This window comes from Brucella sp. 22210 (assembly GCF_052045675.1).
Taxonomy (GTDB): Bacteria; Pseudomonadota; Alphaproteobacteria; order Rhizobiales; family Rhizobiaceae; genus Brucella.
Map to the genome: position 1 here is coordinate 1 of NZ_JBQEPD010000107.1, position 2779 is coordinate 2779.

A 2779-nucleotide genomic window follows, 5' to 3' on the forward strand; every position below is an offset into this window, starting at 1 on the left:
GTGGCGCCAATTGACCCGAACCTGTACGAAACCGAGCAGCATTTCGGCGATCTGATGCGCGTGATCGGTTATCAGGAAGCGCAGATCGGCGCTACGTCAGGCTCGACAGCGACAGAAAGCTCGATTGCACAGCAGAGCCAGTCGGTATCGCAGAGCGACAATGTTGACGATTTTGACGAGATGCTGACCGAGCTGGCCCGCGCTGGCGGTCAGGTCCTGCTCATGAACGTGACGAAAGAAACGGTCATTGAGATTGTGGGCGAGGGGGCCGTGTGGCCCGATACGCCAGAATCCCGCGAACAGGCCGCCAAAGAAATCATGCTCGAAGTGGAAGCAGGTTCCACCGGCCGGCCAAACCAAGCGGCGGAACTGGCCAACATGGAGCGCGGTATGCCGTTCATTCAGAACCTGCCGGGTATCAACCCTATGCCGATCGGCAAGCGGTATCTGGAATTGCTCAATATCGATGTGGAAGACGCTTTTGCAGAAAATCTTCCGTCTATCACTGCGCTGAACGCCATCATTACCAAGATGGCGACCGGCAACCCCGCCGCTCCGGGCGCAGCGCCAACCGGCGATCCAGCAACCGATCCGGCTTCACAGGGCCAACAGGGGGCGAACAACGCGCCCGCTGCAGCCCAAACTCAACCCGGCCCGCAGCCTGCGTACAGCGCACAGGCTTGACTTCATTGTCTTATTATGTGCATAAGATAATAAGACATATGCGACATATGTTAAGGAGAGACGTATGACCGTTTCGTCAACGGAACTAGACGTAAATTCGGAACCGTCAACCGAAGCTGCAGCGGCTGAAAGCGTCGCCACCACTGAAGTTAAAGGCGTAGATTCCTACGAAGCCGCAATCGAAAAGGCTTTGTCTCCGGAATCTGAGGCGACGCCGGCCTCGTCTGAACAGGATCCAGAAAATCCTGATCCCGAAAATTCCGGTGATGACGAGCAGAAAGACCCTTCCGAACTGACGGAAGAGGAAAAGAAGCAACTCACACCAAGCCAGCAGCATCGCATTCGCGAGTTAGCGCAGAAAACGAAAGCCGCCCAGGAAGAAGTTACCCGGTTCCAACAGGAGCTTGAGGTGATGAAGCCGAAGGCGGAACGGATGGACCAACTCATCGGGTACATGCAGACGCATGAAATCACGCCCGATCACCTGGATAACGCCCTTGGCTTAACGGCCATGATCAATCGCGGCGATTATCGTCAGGCGCTGCCGATCCTCGAAGGCCTTATTCAACAGGTCCGACAGTCGGTAGGTGATGTGTTACCGGACGATCTGCAGCAGCAAGTGAATCTCGGTTACATAACCGAACAACACGCCAGAGAGCTGAACCGCGCGAAAGCCGGCGAACGCCAGATGGCGGACAAGATGCAGCGTGAACGTGCACGACAGGACCAGGAGCGCCAGCAGCGCGAGGTTCAGGAAGTGACGAACCGGGCGGTCAACGCCGCCGAGGCATGGAATCGGGAGCAGGCGACTACGGATCCAGACTGGAACCTGAAACGTGAACTTGTCACGCAGGGAATGGAACTGGAACTTCGCCGTGTTGGCGCTGAAGGCTACCCCCGGACTGAAAAAGATGTCCGCGACCTTCTCAACAAGGTGAAAGCCGCTGTCGAACAGAACTTGTCGCGGTTCCGTCCGGCGCCCAAACCCATCACACCAGTGACAGGCGGAAGCGTTTCGCCCCGTTCGGCGGCCAAACCATCCAGCTACCTCGACGCGATCAATCTGGGGTTGGCGAAGAACGGGTAATCCAAAGGGATTACCGAAATGCCATTTACCGTTGACGAACTTGAAAACATTGCCAATTCGGCGATGGACTACCACTGGAATACGCCGGAAGTCCGCAAGCAGACCTTGCAGGATCGTCCGCTGCTCGATTCCCTGACCTCCGTTGAAGAAACCTTCCCCGGTGGCAAGGAATACATCACGGGCGGCGTGAAGGGCGATCCGACGACCGGCATCCAGGGCTTTGAAGCTGACGACACTGTTAGCTACAGCAACCCAACCGGCACGAAGCGTTTCCACTATCCTTGGAAGCTCATTCACGGCGGCATCAAGGTTACGATGCACGAACTGGCCAAGGACGGCATTTCCATTTCGGATTCTGCCACTGGCAAGGGCGAATCGAACCACAGCCAGCGTGAAAAGACTGTTCTCGCGAACATTTTCAAGGAAAAGCTGTGGGATATGTCCGAGGGCATCGACCGCGACATGAACGAAATGTATTGGGGCGACGGTTCCACCGATCCGAAACTGATCCCCGGTATTACGTCGTTCATCCATGACAACCCGACACTGGCGGGTGTTGTTGGCGGTATCGATCAGGTTGCCAACACCTGGTGGCGCAACCGCGCGCTGCTCGGCATCACAGCAACCGACCCGAACGCACAGAACGTTGTCACCGCTCTTCAGAAGGAATGGCGTCAGCTCCGTCGTTACGGTGGTCGTCCGAACCTTGTTCTCGCTGGCTCCGACTTCCTCGAAGCTGTCGAAAAGGAACTTCGTGCCAAGGGCAGCTACACCCTTGAAGGCTGGACTTCCAAGAGCAAGACCGACGCATCCATCGCGGATATTTCGTTCAAGGGCGTTTCGTTCAAGTACGACCCGACGCTGGATGACATGTCCAAGTCGAAGTACTGCTACGTGCTCGATACGCGCCACATCAAGCCGATGGTTCTCGAAGGTGAAAACTGGAAGAACCACAACCCGGCACGTCCTGAAAACCAGTACGTGATCTACCGCGCGAAGACCTACATG

General features: G+C 56.4%; 3 protein-coding genes. All 3 read left to right on the forward strand.

Annotation, left to right across the window (positions count from 1 at the left end; all coding sequences use genetic code 11):
- Positions 1 to 684: hypothetical protein (locus ACTJKP_RS26630; protein WP_440632797.1), on the forward strand; the 684-nt coding region annotated here is incomplete at its 5' end.
- A gap of 64 nt (positions 685 to 748) precedes the next feature.
- Positions 749 to 1771 carry a hypothetical protein gene (locus tag ACTJKP_RS26635; RefSeq protein WP_440632798.1) on the forward strand — a complete coding sequence of 341 codons (1023 nt, stop codon included), beginning with the start codon at positions 749 to 751 and terminating at the stop codon, positions 1769 to 1771.
- A gap of 18 nt (positions 1772 to 1789) precedes the next feature.
- A partial coding sequence (locus ACTJKP_RS26640; protein WP_440632799.1) for a phage major capsid protein occupies positions 1790 to 2779 on the forward strand: 990 nt, incomplete at its 3' end.